Annotated in this window: 14 protein-coding genes; 8 read left to right on the top strand and 6 right to left on the bottom strand. The window is 68.2% G+C overall.

Features of this window, described 5'->3' with window-relative positions; all coding sequences use genetic code 11:
• The 5 genes from QTI33_RS20420 to QTI33_RS20400 form a co-directional block, all read right to left on the bottom strand.
• Positions 1-578: aldehyde dehydrogenase family protein (locus QTI33_RS20420; RefSeq protein WP_286508094.1), on the bottom strand; the 578-nt coding region annotated here is incomplete at its 3' end.
• Between the two features lie 15 nt (positions 579-593).
• On the bottom strand, positions 594-1,523 hold the full coding sequence (locus tag QTI33_RS20415) for a dihydrodipicolinate synthase family protein (protein ID WP_286508093.1): 930 nt from the start codon (positions 1,521-1,523) through the stop codon (positions 594-596).
• Positions 1,520-2,620, bottom strand: coding sequence for an aldose epimerase family protein (locus QTI33_RS20410; protein ID WP_286508092.1), 1,101 nt, complete (start codon positions 2,618-2,620; stop codon positions 1,520-1,522). Before QTI33_RS20410 ends, QTI33_RS20415 begins: the two co-directional genes overlap by 4 nt.
• Positions 2,617-3,501: an SMP-30/gluconolactonase/LRE family protein gene (locus QTI33_RS20405; protein WP_286508091.1), complete on the bottom strand. Its 885-nt coding sequence runs from the start codon at positions 3,499-3,501 to the stop codon at positions 2,617-2,619. The genes QTI33_RS20410 and QTI33_RS20405 overlap by 4 nt, the downstream gene beginning before the upstream one ends.
• Positions 3,492-4,256, bottom strand: a complete 765-nt coding sequence (locus QTI33_RS20400; protein WP_286508090.1) for an SDR family NAD(P)-dependent oxidoreductase — start codon at positions 4,254-4,256, stop codon at positions 3,492-3,494. Before QTI33_RS20400 ends, QTI33_RS20405 begins: the two co-directional genes overlap by 10 nt.
• Before the next feature lie 156 nt (positions 4,257-4,412).
• Between QTI33_RS20400 and QTI33_RS20395 the strand changes: the two genes are divergently transcribed.
• From QTI33_RS20395 to QTI33_RS20360, 8 genes are all read left to right on the top strand, one after another.
• Positions 4,413-6,155 carry an IlvD/Edd family dehydratase gene (locus QTI33_RS20395; protein ID WP_286508089.1) on the top strand — a complete coding sequence of 581 codons (1,743 nt, stop codon included), beginning with the start codon at positions 4,413-4,415 and terminating at the stop codon, positions 6,153-6,155.
• Positions 6,156-6,210: 55 nt separating this feature from the next.
• Positions 6,211-7,317, top strand: coding sequence for an ABC transporter ATP-binding protein (locus QTI33_RS20390; protein ID WP_286508088.1), 1,107 nt, complete (start codon positions 6,211-6,213; stop codon positions 7,315-7,317).
• Positions 7,314-8,240, top strand: a complete 927-nt coding sequence (locus QTI33_RS20385; protein WP_286508087.1) for a carbohydrate ABC transporter permease — start codon at positions 7,314-7,316, stop codon at positions 8,238-8,240. The genes QTI33_RS20390 and QTI33_RS20385 overlap by 4 nt, the downstream gene beginning before the upstream one ends.
• Before the next feature lies 1 nt (position 8,241).
• Positions 8,242-9,078 carry a carbohydrate ABC transporter permease gene (locus tag QTI33_RS20380; RefSeq protein WP_286508086.1) on the top strand — a complete coding sequence of 279 codons (837 nt, stop codon included), beginning with the start codon at positions 8,242-8,244 and terminating at the stop codon, positions 9,076-9,078.
• A 35-nt stretch (positions 9,079-9,113) separates the two neighbouring features.
• Positions 9,114-10,454: an extracellular solute-binding protein gene (locus QTI33_RS20375; protein ID WP_286508085.1), complete on the top strand. Its 1,341-nt coding sequence runs from the start codon at positions 9,114-9,116 to the stop codon at positions 10,452-10,454.
• A 13-nt stretch (positions 10,455-10,467) separates the two neighbouring features.
• Positions 10,468-11,805 (top strand): extracellular solute-binding protein, encoded by a 1,338-nt coding sequence (locus tag QTI33_RS20370; protein ID WP_286508084.1) that lies wholly within the window; start codon positions 10,468-10,470, stop codon positions 11,803-11,805.
• Positions 11,806-11,845: 40 nt separating this feature from the next.
• Entirely contained in the window at positions 11,846-13,366 is a 1,521-nt protein-coding gene (gene arfA, locus QTI33_RS20365) for an arabinosylfuranosidase ArfA (RefSeq protein ID WP_286508083.1), read from the top strand.
• A 72-nt stretch (positions 13,367-13,438) separates the two neighbouring features.
• Complete coding sequence (locus QTI33_RS20360; RefSeq protein WP_286508082.1) at positions 13,439-14,185, top strand: FadR/GntR family transcriptional regulator; 747 nt, start codon at positions 13,439-13,441, stop codon at positions 14,183-14,185.
• Positions 14,186-14,222: 37 nt separating this feature from the next.
• Here the strand turns inward: QTI33_RS20360 and QTI33_RS20355 are convergent, their stop codons facing one another.
• Positions 14,223-15,734, bottom strand: a complete 1,512-nt coding sequence (locus QTI33_RS20355; protein WP_286508081.1) for an arylsulfatase — start codon at positions 15,732-15,734, stop codon at positions 14,223-14,225.
• Positions 15,735-16,101 lie beyond the last annotated feature (367 nt).

The raw sequence follows: 16,101 nt of genomic DNA, 5'->3' as shown, positions 1-16,101 counted from the left end.
ATGCCCGAGCGGCTGATGATCTCGGCCAGCGCCCAGGCGCAGCCCGGCACCAGGTCGGCCGGCTTCATGACCACGCAATTGCCAAAGGCCAGCGCCGGGGCGATCTTCCAGACCGGAATGGCGATCGGGAAGTTCCACGGCGTGATGAGCCCCACGACGCCGACCGGCTCGCGCGTGATCTCGATGCCGATGCCGGGGCGCACCGACGGCAGCACCTCGCCCGACAGGCGCAGGCATTCGCCGGCGAAGAACTTGAAGATCTGCGCCGCGCGGGTGGCTTCGCCGATGCCTTCGGCCTTCGTCTTGCCTTCTTCGCGCGCCAGCAGCGTGCCCAGCTCTTCCTTGCGCGCCAGGATCTCGTTGCCGATCTTGTCCAGCGCCTCGGAGCGCGCCTGGATGCCGCCCGTGGACCAGGCCGGGAAGGCGGCGGTGGCGGCCGCGACCGCGGCGTCCACCTGGCTCGCGTCGCCCTGCGCGTACTGGCCCAGCACGTCGCCCAGGTTGCTCGGGTTGACGTTCGGGCTGTAGCTGGCCGCCGCGCGCCATTCGCCGTTGATGAGGTTGTCGAAGTTCTGCATGGTTCGCTCCTTGGCTCAGCGGGCCCAGCGCAGGACCTGCGCGTCGAGCCGGCGCGCGGTGTCGATCAGCAGCCTGCGGGCGGCCGGCTGGATCGGCGGGAACGGATGCCGCGGCGCCTCGCAGGCGATCACGCCGCCCTCCTTCATGAGCGACTTGGCGGCCAGCGGGCCGCACTGGCGGTTCTCGATGTTGACGAGCGGCAGCCAGCGCTCGTAGCCCGCGATCGCCTCGTCGCGCCGGCCTTCACGCCAGGCGTCGAGGATCGGGCGGATGCCGTCCGGAAAGCCGCCGCCGGTCATGGCGCCGGTCGCGCCGGCATCCAGATCGGGCACCAGCGTGATCGCCTCCTCGCCATCCCAGGGCCCTTCGATCGCATCGCCGCCGAGGCGGATCAGCTCGCGCAGCTTGGCCGCCGCGCCCGCGGTCTCGATCTTGAAGTAGGCGACGTTCTCGATCTCCTTCGCCATGCGCGCCAGGAAGGCCGGCGACAGCGGCGTGCCCGCCGCCGGCGCGTCCTGGATCATGATCGGAATGGTCACGGCATCGGAGAGCCGTTGATAGAACTCGTGGATCTGCGGCTCGCCGACCCGGAAGGTTGCGCCGTGGTAGGGCGGCATGACCATCAGCATCGCCGCGCCCATGGCTTGCGCGCGCTGGCTGCGTTCGGCGCAGACCTGGGTGCTGAAGTGCGTGGTGGTCACGATCACGGGCACGCGCCCGGCCACGTGCTCGAGGATCGTGCGCGTCAACACCTCGCGCTCGTCGTCCGCCAGCAGGAACTGCTCCGAGAAGTTGGCCAGGATGCACAGGCCGTTGGAACCGGCATCGATCATGAAGTCGACGGCGCGCTTCTGGCTTTCGAGGTCGAGCGCGCCGGTGTCGGTGAAGGGAGTGGGGACGACCGGAAACAGGCCTTGGTAGCGGGGAGTCGTGGTTGCAGTCATGAGGTTCTCTCGGTGGGATGGGGGGCGCACAGCCCGAAGCGGTGCACCGTGGTGCTCGAATGGATCTCCCCCGGCCGCAGCAGCGTCGAGGGAAAGCCGGGCTGGTTCGGTGCGTCCGGAAAGTGTTGGGTCTCCAGGCACAGGCCGTCGCCCTGCCGGATGGCCTGCCCGGTCGCGCCCGGCAGGCTGCCGTCGAGGAAGTTGCCGGAATAGAACTGCAGGCCGGGCTCGGTGGTCTCGATGTCCATGACGCGGCCCGACACCGGATCGGCCAGGCGGGCGGCGAAGCGCAGGCCCGCGGTGTCGACCGGGTCCAGCACCCAGTTGTGGTCGTAGCCCCGTGCGCGCAGCAGCTGGGGATGACCGTCGCGGATGCGCTCGCCGATGGTCGACGGCGAGCGGAAATCGAAGGGCGTCCCGGCCACCGCTGCGATGCCCTCGGGAATCAGCCTCTCGTCGACCGGGCAATAGCGGCTGGCCGGGATCGTGAGTCGATGGCCGAGGATGCTGCCCTGGCCCGCGAGGTTGAAATAGTCGTGGTGCGTGAGGTTGACGATGGTCGCGCGATCGCTGCGGGCCTCGTAGTCGATGCGGTAGGCGTTGTCCGCGGTGAGCGTGTAGAGCACACGGATTTCCGCCCGCCCGGGGTAGCCCTGCTCGCCGTCGGCGCTCACGCGCGTGAGCGCCAGCGCCACGTTGCCGTCGCCCGTGGAGGGCACGGGCTCGATGTCCCACCAGCAGCGGCCGAAGCCGCCGGGCCCGCCATGCAGCGCGTGCGGGCTGCCGGCGTCGAGCGCGAGCTGGAACGGCTCGCCGTCGATCGAGAACCGGCCGTGGGCGATGCGGTTGGCATGGCGGCCGACGATGGTCCCGAAGTGCGGGTTGCGCGTCTCGTAGTCCGCGAGCGTTGCGAGGCCCAGCACGATGCTCTCGGCCCTGCCGTGGCGGTCCGGCACGCGCAGCGACGTCACGATGCCGCCCAGGTTGATGGCACTCAGCGACAGGCCCGCACCGTTGTCGAGGGTGTATTCGAAGACTTGGCGGCCATCGGCCAGCGTGCCGAATTCGCGGCGAACGATCCGCGCCGTCGCGTTCACGGCGCCCCCGCGAAGCGCGATTCCGGCAGGCCGCGCCAGCCCGGCTGCAGGACGAAGACGCCGCCGGCCTCGGGCTGCGCCTGCAGCTCGGCCGCCGAGAGGCCGGCCCGTGCGGTGGTCACGTAGAGCTGGTCGAGGTCCGCACCGCCGAAGGCCGGGCAGGTCACCTGCGACGCGGGCACTTCGAACCGGGCCGACTCGCGGCCCTCAGCGTCCCAGCGCACCACGCAGCTGCCGCGCCACTGCGCGTTCCACAGGCCGCCGTCGGCGTCCACGGCCGAGCCGTCGGCGAAGCCATCGCTCTCGCCCAGCTGGACGAAGACCCGGGGCGTGCCGAGGCGGCCGTCGGCCGCGTAGTCGACGCTGAAGAGGGTCCGCGTCGGCGAATCGGTGTAGTACATCGTGCGGCCGTCCGGGCTGAAGGCGATGCTGTTACCGACACCCGCGGGCGGCAGCGCCAGGCGCTCGATGCGCAGGTCGGGATGGACGCGATAGAAGTGCCCGACCGGCGCCTCCGCCGGGTTGAACATGCCGAACACGAAGCGTCCCTCGCGGTCGCAGCGGCCATCGTTGATCCGCGTGGCGGGCTGCCCGGCCTCGACCGGCACGATCGGCGACAGCGTCCCCTGCGCCAGGTCGAACAGCGCGATGCCGGAGGCCAGCCCCAGCAGCAGCTGCGAGCCGCTCTCGCACAAGGCGAAGCTGCCGAGGCGCTCCGGCAGGGTCCATTGCCGTGTCTGCCCCTGCGCCGCGTCCCAGCGATGCAGGGTGGCGCCCTCGATGTCGGTCCAGTAGAGCGCGCCCTCGCGCTCGCACCACAGCGGGCATTCGCCCAGCCGGGCCCGGGCGTCGACCAGCAGCTGCGCCTGCATCACGTCCATCCCCCGTCGACCACGAAGTCCTGGGCCGTGCACATGGCGCTGTCGTCGGCCGCGAGGAACAGGGCCATGCGCGCGATGTGCTCGGCCATCAGCGGCTGGTTGATGCACTGGCCGCGCGCGATCTCGGCCCGCGCCGCATCGTCGACCCACAGGCTCAGCTGCTTTTCCGTCATCACCCAGCCCGGCACCAGCGTGTTGACCCGGATGTTGAAGGCGCCGAGGTCGCGCGCCAGGCTGCGCGTGAGACCCTGCACCGCCGCCTTGGCGGTGGTGTAGACCGGCATCCCGCCCTGCTTGAGCTTCCAGCTGATCGAGCCGAAGTTGACGATCGAGCCGCCGCCGGCCTGGCGCATGTCCTGCGCCACGCTGCGGGCGGCGAAGAACTGGTGCCGCAGGTTGACCGCGATGCCCGCATCCCAGGCCTCGGGCGTGGTGTCCTCGATGCGGTGGCGGCGATCGTTGGCGGCGTTGTTGAGCAGCACGGCGATCGGGCCGTGGCGGCGTCGCACGGCCTCGATGGCGGCTTCCAGCGCATCGATATCGGTCAGGTCGGCGGCGACGAAGAGGGGCGCGTGCCGGGCACCGGCCAGGCCTTCGGCCAGCGTGGCGCCCGCGGTGTCGATGTCGATGAACCCGACCCTGGCGCCTTGCGCCGCGAACTGTTCGACGAGGGTGGCGCCGATGCCGGTCGCACCGCCGGTGATCAGGACGGTGCGGTCGGCCAGGCTCGGATAGTGGGCAAAGGCGGTGGTCATGGTGGTGCCCGCGAAGGCGGGAAATGCTTCGGTCAGCCGATTATGTAGTCATACTTAATGACAAGAAAATGGGTAAATCTAGGGGTTTCCCCGAGGCAATACAGACCAATAGTCTTACTATATTTGCGACTTCGTTCAATCCCCACGAAAGCCTCCATGTCGAAGTCGCCCGTCAAGCTCAGGTCCGCCGAATGGTTCGGGACCGCCGACAAGAACGGATTCATGTACCGCAGCTGGATGAAGAACCAGGGCATCCCCGACCATGAATTCCAGGGCAAGCCGGTCATCGGGATCTGCAACACCTGGTCTGAACTGACGCCCTGCAATGCCCACTTCCGCAAGCTCGCCGAGCACGTGCGGCGCGGCATCATCGAAGCAGGCGGCTTTCCGGTCGAGTTCCCGGTGTTCTCGAACGGCGAATCGAACCTGCGCCCGACCGCGATGTTCACCCGCAACCTGGCCAGCATCGACGTCGAGGAATCCATTCGCGGCAATCCGATCGATGGCGTGGTGCTGCTGGTCGGCTGCGACAAGACCACGCCGGCCCTGCTGATGGGCGCGGCCAGCGTCGACGTGCCGGCGATCGCGGTCAGCGGCGGGCCGATGCTCAACGGCAAGCACCAGGGCCGCGACATCGGCTCGGGCACGGTGGTCTGGCAGCTCTCGGAGCAGGTCAAGGCCGGCACCATCACCCTGCACGAGTTCATGTCGGCCGAGGCCGGCATGTCGCGGTCGGCGGGCACCTGCAACACCATGGGGACGGCCTCGACCATGGCCTGCATGGCCGAGGCGCTGGGCGTCACGCTGCCGCACAACGCCGCCATCCCGGCGGTCGACGCCCGGCGCTACGTGCTGGCCCACATGAGCGGCATCCGGATCGTCGAGATGGTGCGCGAGGACCTGCGGCTGTCGAAGCTGCTGACCCGCCAGGCGTTCGAGAACGCGATCCGCACCAACGCCGCCATCGGCGGCTCGACCAACGCCGTGATCCACCTGAAGGCGATCGCCGGGCGCATCGGCGTCGAGCTCGCGCTCGACGACTGGACGGCCGTCGGCCAGGGCACGCCCACGCTGGTGGACCTGATGCCCTCGGGCCGCTTCCTGATGGAAGACTTCTACTATGCGGGCGGCCTGCCGGCCGTGCTGCGCCGCCTGGGCGAGGCCGGCCGCCTGCCGCATCCCGATGCGCTCACCGCCAACGGCCAGACGCTCTGGGACAACGTCAAGGACGCCCCTTCCTACAACCCCGAGGTCATCCGCGACTGGGACGCCCCGCTGGTCGCCGACGGCAGCATCCGCGTCCTGCGCGGCAACCTGGCGCCCCGGGGCGCGGTGCTCAAGCCCTCGGCCGCCACCGCGCGGCTGCTGCGGCACCGGGGCCGCGCGGTGGTCTTCGAGAACCTCGACGACTACAAGGCGCGCATCGCCGATCCCGAGCTCGACGTGACCGCCGACTCGATCCTGGTGCTGAAGAACTGCGGCCCGCGCGGCTACCCGGGCATGGCCGAGGTCGGCAACATGGGCCTGCCGCCGAAGCTGCTGGCCCAGGGCGTGACCGACATGGTGCGCATCTCCGATGCCCGCATGAGCGGCACCGCCTACGGCACGGTGGTGCTGCATGTCGCGCCCGAGGCGCGCGCCGGCGGCCCGCTGGCGGTGGTGCGCGAGGGCGACTGGATCGAACTCGATGCCGACACCGGCCGGCTGCACCTCGAGGTGAGCGACGCCGAGCTCGCCGACCGGCTCGCGACCTGGGCCGCCGCGCAGCAGGCGGACCCGGCCGACGGCTCGGGCTACCGCAAGCTCTACGTCGAGCACGTCATGCAGGCCGACGAGGGCTGCGATTTCGATTTCCTCGTGGGCACGCGCGGCGCCGGGGTGCCGCGGCATTCCCACTGACCTCGCCGGGGACCCGCAGGGCCCGGCGCACACGACCCGAACACTGGAGACAAGCATGGCAGGCATCACACTCACGGGCATCGACAAGCGCTACGGCAGCGTCGATGTGATCAGGAACCTCGCGCTGGCGGTGGAGCCGGGCGAGTTCCTCGTCTTCCTCGGCCCCTCGGGCTGCGGCAAATCCACCCTGCTGCGCATGATCGCCGGCCTGGAACCGGTGTCCGGGGGCGAGATCCGCATCGCCGACCGGGACGTGACCCACCTGCCGCCCGGCGCGCGCGACGTCGCGATGGTGTTCCAGCACTACGCGCTCTACCCGCACATGACGGTCTACGACAACATGGCCTTCGGCCTGCGCAACGTCGGCGTGGCCGAGCCCGAGATCGACCGGCGCGTGCAGGAAGCCGCGCGCATGCTCGAACTGGTGCCGCTGCTGCAGCGCAAGCCGGTCCAGATGTCGGGTGGCCAGCGCCAGCGCGTGGCGATCGGCCGGGCGGTGGTCAAGGAGCCGGCGGCCTTCCTGTTCGACGAACCGCTGTCGAACCTCGACGCCGCCTTGCGCGCCCGCACGCGCATCGAACTGGCCCGCCTGCACCAGCGCCTCAAGTCCACCATGGTGTTCGTGACCCATGACCAGGTCGAGGCCATGACCCTGGCCACCCGCATCGTGGTGATGAACCAGGGCCGCATCGAGCAGATCGGCCGCCCGATGGAGATCTACCGGCATCCGGCCTCGCGCTTCGTGGCCGGCTTCATCGGCTCGCCGGCGATGAACTTCATCGACGTGACGCGTGCCGACGGCCTGGACGGCCGCGCGGCCGTGCGCCTGCCCGACGGCACGCTGGTCCAGACCTCGGTCGACGCGGGCTCGCTGCCGGCCGGCGCGACGCTCGAGATGGGCGTGCGCCCCGAAGCGCTGGCCATCGAGCGCGCCGACGCCGCCGGCGTGCTGGTCGGCACTGCCGAGGTGGTCGAGCGGCTCGGCGACCAGACCCATGCCCACATCGCGCTGCGCTCGGGCGGCACCGTGGTCGCGCATGCGGCGCGCGACAGCGAGATCATGGCCGGCGACGTCATCGGCCTGCGCCTCGATCCGGCGGCGGTCCACCTGTTCGACCCCTCGGGCGCCGCCCACCACGCGGCGGCGCGGAGGGCCCCATGAGCGCCACCCTTCCGGCCGGCACCGCGGCGCCGGCCCGGCGCCGCGCCACGGGGGCCCGCAGCGGCTCGCGCTGGAGCAACGCGCTGTTCATCGTGCCCTTTCTGGTGGTCTACCTGCTGCTGCTCGTGCTGCCCTTGCTGAAGGGCATCTACATGAGCCTGCAGGACGTCGACATGCTGTCGCAGACGGCGGACTTCGTCGGCTTCAAGAACTACAGCGACCTGTGGCACGACGACATCTTCCGCGGCGCCGTGCGCAACACCTTCGCCTTCGTGGCGATGTCGACGCCGGTCTTCGTCGCGCTCGGCCTCGCCCTGGCGCTGGCCCTGAACCGGCCCGGCCGCACGGCCGCCGCGCTGCGGGCGATCTTCTTCGGCTCGTCGGTGCTGTCGGTCACCATCGTCACGCTGGTCTGGAAGCTGGTGCTGATGCCGCACCAGGGCTTGCTGGCCAACCTGACGCATGCCACCGGGCTGCCCGACCTGTCGCCGCTGACCTCGGAAGCCTGGGCGCTGCCGACGGTCGCGGCCGTCACCGTGTGGTGGATCATCGGCCTGCCGATGATGCTGTTCCTCGCCGCCCTGCAGCAGGTGCCGGGCGAGGTCTACGAGGCCGCCGCGCTCGACAACGCCAGCCGCTGGCGCACCCTGTGGCACATCACGCTGCCGGCGATCCGACGCACGGTGGCGCTGGTCGCGGTGATCGAGGTCATCCTGCAGTTTCAGCTGTTCGGCCAGGCCCAGCTGCTGACGCAGGGCGGCCCGAACAACAGCTCGCGACCGATCGTGCAGTTCATCTACGAGGCCGGCTTCCAGCACTGGACGCTGGGCGCCGCGGCGGCTGCGTCGCAGGTGCTGTTCGGCATCATGCTGATCGCGATGGCCGTGCAGGTCTACATCTCCAGCCGCAAGGAGCAGTACTGACATGCAGAACATCGTGGGCAAGAGCCTCGGCAACCGCCTGATTCTCGGCGCCGTCATCGCGCTGGCCGTGGTCTGGATCGCGCCGCTGGTGTGGGTCTTCGCGCTCTCGTTCAAGCCGAACGAGTTCCTCACCGTGCGCACCGACGTGATCTTCTCGGGGCCTTTCACGCTCAAGAACTACACCGACATCATCGGCACCTCGTCGGTGTTTCGCTGGACGATGAACAGCGTCATCGTCTCGGTGGTGCAGACCTTCGCGATGCTGGTGCTGGCCTCGCTCGCGGGCTATGGCTTCGCCCGCACCGAGTTCCCCGGCAAGAACCTGCTGTTCTTCGCGGTGCTGGCCGGCCTCACGGTGCCGGAGCAGGCCATCATCGTGCCGCTGCACCTGATGTTCGCCGACCTCGAGATGCACAACACCTACACGGCGCTGATCCTGCCGCGGCTGGCGACGCCCTTCGGCGTCTACCTGATGACGCAGTACTTCAAGGCCATCCCGCGCGACATCGAGGAGGCGGCGATGCTCGACAACGCGTCGCGCCTGAAGATCTTCTTCAAGGTGATCCTGCCGCTGTCGATCCCGGCCCAGGCCACGCTCGGCATCTTCACCTTCCTGCATGCCTGGAACGACTACCTGTGGCCGCTGATCTCGGCCTCCAAGCCCGACATGTACACGCTGACCCTCGGGCTGGCTTCGACGCAATCGAATTTCGGCCAGTCCGAGGGCATCGGCTACCTGATGTCGCAGGCCGTGTTCGCCGGGCTCCCGGTGTTCATCCTCTACTTGTTCTTCCAGAAATACATCATCGCGGCCGTCTCCGGCACGGCCGCGAAATGACCCGCCAGACCACCACCCCCAGGAGACAGACTCGAATGAATACGACAGCCACCCGCGCACTCATCGGCCTCGGCCTCTGCGCCGCCTTCTCGGGCGCCGTGCAGGCGCAGCCGAAGATCGAGATCACGCTCTCGCGCTTCTTCGGTTCCTGCGAGGCCGACTACGGCAAGTCGACCGACGTCAAGGCCGCGCGCGGCGAATGCGGCGTGATCACCACGCTGGTGAACCAGTTCAACGCCACCAACAAGGACAACATCGTCGTCAAGCCGCAGATCGTCGAATGGGGCCCGTACTACGACCAGCTCACGGCCCGGATCGTGGCGCGCGACGTGCCGACCATCGCCGTGATGCACGAATCGTCGCTCGGCGACTTCGTCAGCCGCAAGCTGATCGAGCCGGTGGACGACAGCTTCAAGGCGGCCGGCATCGACACCGCCGAATACAGCGACCATGCCAAGGCCGGCACGCAGTTCGGCGGCAAGACCTACGCCCTGCCCTTCGACACCTGGGGCTGGCTGTGGCACTTCAACCTGAACCTCATGAAGAAGGCCGGCCTCACCAAGCCCGACGGCACGCCGGTGATGCCGACCACGCCCGAGGAACTGCTGGCGCAGGCGCGCAAGTTCAAGGAAGCGACGGGCAAGCCGTACTTCTCGTGGACCACCGTGAACTCGACCTCGCCCAACATGCGCACCTTCCTGTCGCTGTTCTACCAGCAGAACGGTGCCGAGCTGTTCAAGGGCGGCGCCAAGCCGCAGCTCGACATGAAGTCGCCGCAGGCGACCAAGGCGCTGACCCTGATGAACCAGATGTACAGCGAAGGCCTGGTCATGACCGGGCTGGACTACGGCGCGGCCAACCAGGCCTTCGTCAACGGCGAGACCGGCGTGGTGGTGGTCGGCACCTGGAAGATCGACGACTTCGTGGCCCAGGCCGAGAAGCCCGGCACGGCGCTCAGCAACGGCTACGCGGTGTATCCGTTCCCCAAGCTGCTCGACCGCAAGTCGGAGTTCGCCGACGGCCACACCTGGGTGATGCTCAAGGGCGGCACCAAGGACGAAGCCCAGCGCAAGGCGGCGCTCACCTTCCTGAAGTTCCTCTGGGACAACGACGGCGAATGGGCCCGCACCGGCCACCTGCCGGCCAACAAGACCGCGCTCAACAGCGCCGCCTTCAAGGCCCTGCCGATGCGCAGCAACATCGTCGAGCTGTCGTCGACCGGCCGCGGCATGCCGCACAGCATCCCGCGCCAGCGCGCGATCGAGATCGCGGTCGACCAGGAAATCGGCAACATGATGGTCAGCAAGAAGCCGCTGGCCGAGACCCAGGACGCCGCGGAATCCCGCGTCAACAAGCTGCTCGATTCCGTGCGCTGAACGGAAGCGCACCATGATCAGAACCCTCCTCAAGACCGCGTCGGTCCTGGCCCTTGCGGCGGCTGCCCTGCAGCCGGTGCAGGCCCAGGACAAGACCGAGATCACGCTGGCGCGCTTCTTCGGCGCCTGCGAGGCCGACTTCGGCAAGTCGACCGACGTGCGGGCGGCGCGCGGCGAATGCGGCGTCATCACGACCCTGGTCAACAAGTACAACGCCACCAACAAGGACAACGTCGTCGTCAAGCCCCAGATCGCCGAATGGGGGCCGTACTACGACCAGCTGACGGCGCGGATCGTGGCGCGCGACGTGCCGACCATCGCCGTCATGCACCAGTCGTCGATCGGCGACTACGTCAACCGCAAGCTGATCGAGCCGATCGACGCCGACCTGAAGGCGGTCGGCATCAGCCCGGCCGACTTCACCGATACCGCGCGCGCCGGCGTGACCATGAACGACAAGACCTACGGCCTGCCCTTCGACACCTGGTCGTGGCTCTGGCACATCAACACCCACCTGCTCAAGCAGGCGGGCCTGGTGAATGCCGACGGCTCGGTGCAGATCCCGAAGTCGCCGGCCGAGCTGCTGGCCCAGGCGCGCAAGTACAAGCAGGCCACCGGCAAGGCCTATTTCGCCTGGCCGACCGCCGGCGGCGTGCCGACCAACACCTGGACCTTCTTCTCGATGATGTTCCAGCAGAACGGCAACCTGTTCACGGCAGGCGCCAAGCCGCGCATCGACATGCACCAGCCCGACGTGACCGCCATCCTGGAGCTGATGCGCACCCTGTACACCGAGGGGCTGGTGGTGCAGGGCGTCGACTCCGGCGCCGTCAACCAGGCCTGGTTCAAGGGCGACGCCGCCGTGGCGCTGACCGGCACCTGGCGCATCGACGACTTCATGGCCGCCTCCGAGAAGGCCGATTCGCCGGCGCACGGCGGCTACCTGGTGATCCCGTTCCCGCAGCTGTTCGCCAAGCGCGCCACCTTCGCCGACGGCCATGCCTGGGTCATGCTGAAGGGCGGCGCCAAGGACGAGAAGACCCGCAAGGCCGCACTGAGCTTCATGAAGTTCCTCTGGGACAACGAGTTCGAGTGGTCGCGCACCGGCCACCTGCCGGCCAACAAGCGCGTCTACGACAGCGCCGAGTTCAAGGCGCTGCCGATGCGCGGGAAGATCACCGAGATCTCGACCATCGGCCGCGGGCTGGCGCACAACGTGCCGCGCGCGGCGGCGGTGCAGCAGGCGATCAACGAAGAACTGGTCACCATGCAGCTGAGCAAGAAGACCGTGCGCGAAACCCAGGACGCCGCCGAGACGCGGGTCAACAAGTTGCTCGACGCGGTGCGCTGACGCACCGCGCCCCTCCATCACGCTTTCACCCTACGCCAACATGATCTCCACCCGCCTGGTCGTCGACAACGACTTCGTCATCTCCGAACTCGACCGCCGCGTGTTCGGCACCTTCGTCGAGCACATGGGCCGCTGCGTCTACACGGGCATCTACGAACCCGGCCATCCAAGCGCCGACCCGCGCGGCTTCCGCCAGGACGTGATGGCGCTGACGCGGGAGCTGGGCACGACCATCGTGCGCTACCCCGGCGGCAACTTCCTGTCGGGCTACAACTGGGAAGACGGCGTCGGCCCGAAGGACCAGCGCCCGACCCGGCTCGACCTGGCCTGGCTGTCGACCGAGACCAACCAGTTCGGCACCAACGAGTTCATGGACTGGTGCCGCGACGCCGGCGTGGAGCCGATGTTCGCCGTCAACCTCGGCACCCGCGGGCCCGACGAGGCGCGGCACTTCCTCGAGTACTGCAACCATCCGGGCGGCACCACCCTGTCCGAGCTGCGCAAGGAACACGGCCACGAGAAGCCGCACGACATCAAGTTCTGGTGCCTGGGCAACGAGATGGACGGCCCCTGGCAGATCTGCGCCAAGACGGCCGACGAGTACGGCCGCCTGGCGCACGAGACCGCCAAGGTCATGCGCTGGGTCGACCCGACGGTGGTGCTGGCCGCCTGCGGTTCGTCCAAGCACGACATGGCGACCTTCGGCCAGTGGGAGGATACGGTGCTCGACCACTGCTTCGACGACGTCGACTTCATCTCGCTGCATGCCTACTTCGAGAATCCGCACGCGTCGACGGCCGAGTTCCTCGGCAACATCGACCAGATGGACCTGTTCATCAAGGAGATCGCGGCGGTCGCCGACAGCGTGGCGGCGCGCAAGCACTCGCACAAGCGGATCATGCTGTCCTTCGACGAATGGAACGTCTGGTACAAGGCCCGCACGCTGGACGACCGGCGCAAGCCTGGCTGGCCGCAGGCGCCGCGGCTGATCGAGGAGGTCTACAACCACGAAGACGCGCTGGCCGTCGGCGGCGCGCTGATCGTGATGATGAACAACGCCGACCGCGTCAAGACCGCCTGCATGGCGCAGCTGGTGAACGTGATCGGCCCGATCATGACCGAGCCGGGCGGACCGGCCTGGCGCCAGACCATCTTCCATCCGTTCGCCCAGGCGGCCCGCTATGCCCGGGGCCGGGTGCTGCGGCCGGTGATCCATTCGCCGACCTACCAGGCCAAGACCTTTCCCGAAGTGCCGTACCTGTGCGCCAGCGTGGTGCACGACGACAGCACGGGCCAGACGGCGATCTTCGCGCTCAACCGCCACCTGAGCGACGAGCAGGAGATCAGCATCGAACTGCGCGGGCTGGGCGACCGGCAGCGCCTGGTGGAGGCGCTGCAGCTCCATCACACGGACATGAAGGCGACCAACACCCAGGAAGCGCCCGACAACGTCGCGCCCAGCAGCCTCGCGGCGGTCGAGGTCGACGGCCACCGGATCACGGCGCGCCTGAAGCCGGGCTCCTGGAACCTGATCGTCACCTCGAACGCCAAGCCATCCTGAGCGCTTTCGCCGTGGCGGGCGGAATGTGACAATCGCGTGCAGACAGCAACCTCCCATGGGACCACCTCGCAGATGAAAGCGTCGCACCGTGACCCCGGCTATCGCCAGCCGCCCGATCGCAAGAGCATGCACTCGCAGATCGTGCGGGACCTGGGCTTGCGGATCGTTTCCGGCGAATACAAGCCCGGTGAGCGGCTGCCCCTGGAAGCGTCGCTGTGCGCGGCCTACGACGTCAGCCGGCCGGTGCTGCGGGAGGCCACCCGGGTGCTGGTCGCCAAGGGCCTGGTGGTCTCGAAGCAACGCGCCGGCGCGATCGTCTGTGCCCGCAGCAACTGGCACCTGCTCGATCCCGACGTGCTGTACTGGCTGATCCAGACCAAGCCGCAACCCGAATTCGTCGAGACGCTGCTGACCGTGCGGCGCATCTTCGAGCCGGCGGCGGCGGCACTGGCGGCCAAGGTGGCGAGTCCGGATTCGCTTCAGGCCATCGCCGAGGCGTACAAGGGCATGGAACGCGCGACCACGCCCGAGGAACTCCTGGAGCCCGACCTCGCCTTCCACCGCCACATCGCCGAGGCCACGAACAACGACCTCCTGGCCTACATCGGGAACATGCTCTCCCTGGCGCTGCGCGAGTCGATCAAGCTCAGCAGCCAGCTGCCGGACACCCACGCCTTGTCGCTGCCCCGGCACAAGGCGATCCTCACGGCCCTGCTCAACCGCGACCCGCTGGGTGCGCGCCAGGCGACGCTGGTCCAGCTGGAGGAGACGCGCGAGGACATCTCGCGCATTCTCGATTCCGACCTCGACCCGGTGTGAGCCCGGTCGCCGCGCGCGGCGACCCGGCACGGCGGCGCTAGTGCCCCCCGCCGCCAGACGCTTCAGTCATCTTCTCGATCACTTGGTCCAGGCTGAAGCTGGCCGCCTTCTGGCGTGGCGGGAACTCCTTGAAGGTCGCCAGGAACTCCCCGACGATGGCCTGCGCGGGCACCAGCAGGTAGATGTGCCTGAACATCCAGTCGTAGAAGGTGTTCGACGTGATCTGCGCGCGCTCGTACGGGTCCATGCGCAGGTTGAAGATGTAGGGCGTGCGCAGCACCACGAAAGGCTCCTGCCAGATCTTGAGTGTGCCGGTGACGCGCTGCTCCATGAACAGCATCTTCCAGTGGTCGTAGCGCAGCGCCGCCACATCGCCCTCGTCGGTGAAGTAGATGAAGCCCGGGCGCGGACTCTTGGCTTCCTTGCCCGTGAGATAGGGCACCAGGTTGTAGCCGTCGAGATGGACCTTGTAGGTGGTCTTGCCGATCTTGTGGCCCTTCTTGAGCTTTTCCTTGATGTCGGGCTCGCCGGCCGCCGCCAGGATGGTGGGAAACCAGTCGAGGTGGCTCACGATCTCGTTCGACTCCGAACCCGCGGCGATCTTGCCGGGAAAGCGCACCATCAGGGGAATGCGGTAGGCGCCTTCCCAGCTCGAGTTCTTCTCGTTGCGGAACGGGGTCGTGCCCGCATCCGGCCAGGTGTTCATGTGCGGGCCGTTGTCGGTGCTGTACTTCACGAAGGTGTTGTCGGCGATGCCGAGCTCGTCCAAAAAGTCGAGCAGCTCGCCGATGCACTTGTCGTGGTCGATCATCACGTCGTGGTACTCCGACTGCCAGCGGCCCGACTGGCCGCGGCTTTCGGGCTTGACGTGCGTCCATGCGTGCATGTGCGAGGTGTTGAACCACACGAAGAAGGGTTCGTCGGCGTCGTGCGCGGCCTGGATGAACTTCTTGGCCGCCGCCAGGAATTCGTCGTCGCAGGTCTCCATGCGCTTCTTGGTCAGCGGGCCGGTGTTCTCGATCTTCTGCCCGCCCTTGCCGTCGGCATAGCAGTGCAGCACGCCGCGCGGGCCGTATTTCTTCTTGAAGTCCGGGAAGTCCTTCACGTTCGGGTAGTCGACCTCCTCAGGCTCCTCTTCGGCATTCAGGTGATAGAGGTTGCCGAAGAACTCGTCGAAGCCGTGCATCGTCGGCAGATGCTCGTCGCGGTCGCCCAGGTGGTTCTTGCCGAACTGGCCGGTGCGGTAGCCGAGCGGCTTGAGCGCCTCCGCAATCGTGATGTCCTCCGCCTTCAGGCCCAGTTCGGCGCCAGGCAGGCCGACCTTGGTGAGGCCGGTGCGCAGGCCGCACTGGCCCGTGATGAAGGAGGCGCGCCCGGCCGTGCAGCTCTGCTCGGCGTAGGCATCGGTGAAGATCATGCCCTCCTTCGCGATCCGGTCGATGTTGGGCGTGCGGTAGCCCATCATCCCCTTGGTGTAGCAGCTCAGGTTCGACTGCCCGATGTCGTCGCCCCACATCACCAGAAAATTCGGCTTCTTGCTCTTCGCCATACCGTAACTCCTTGTAGTCATCGACCGACGCCCTGCAGGGTGCAGGTTGCGGAGATGGCGATCATCCGCGTGGCGCTACCCGGCGCAACTGACCTTTGGTATAGACGACGCGGGGGCGGCGTCGGCTTCGCCTCCAGGAAAACCAGCTTGCGGGCCGGCTGCGACACACGCGAGCATTGCGCCAACGCCGGCGACCACAGTCGCACGATTGCCCCAAGGTGCAGGGGGCGCTGCACCTTGGGCCACTGTGCGGCAAGCCGGGTCGAACTCATGATCGGCTCCATTCAGACGCGCCTCGACGAGACCATTCCTTGCCGTTCCGGACCTCCGCGCACGCCCCCCCGGACGCCGTCGCAAAGCGTGCGCC

The organism is Variovorax davisae (assembly GCF_030316845.1).
GTDB lineage: Bacteria > Pseudomonadota > Gammaproteobacteria > Burkholderiales > Burkholderiaceae_C > Variovorax > Variovorax davisae.
This window is presented reverse-complemented; position numbering and strand designations above follow the sequence as displayed.